This is a genomic window from Paenibacillus sp. USDA918EY (assembly GCF_009870825.1).
GTDB lineage: Bacteria > Bacillota > Bacilli > Paenibacillales > Paenibacillaceae > Paenibacillus_AQ > Paenibacillus_AQ albilobatus.
This window is the reverse complement of the sequence record NZ_WTWY01000093.1, coordinates 1-200: the sequence shown is the minus strand read 5'-3', so window position 1 is coordinate 200 and position 200 is coordinate 1. Positions and strand designations below refer to the sequence as shown.

At 51.5% G+C, this 200-nt stretch carries 1 tRNA gene; it reads left to right on the top strand.

Features of this window, described 5'->3' with window-relative positions:
* The first annotated feature begins 56 nt into the window (after positions 1 to 56).
* A tRNA-Thr gene (locus GQY55_RS30925) sits at positions 57 to 132 on the top strand.
* The last annotated feature ends 68 nt before the right edge of the window (positions 133 to 200 follow it).

Here is a 200-nt window from a genome sequence, read left to right as displayed (position 1 = left end):
GCACTCGACTGTTAATCGAGTTGTCACAGGTTCGAGTCCTGTTCGGGGAGCCATTTGCTCTCATAGCTCAGTAGGTAGAGTGCATCCATGGTAAGGATGAGGTCACCGGTTCGATCCCGGTTGAGAGCTCCATATTCTTTTTAAGTGGCCCGTTGGTCAAGGGGTTAAGACACCTCCCTTTCACGGAGGTAACAGGGGTT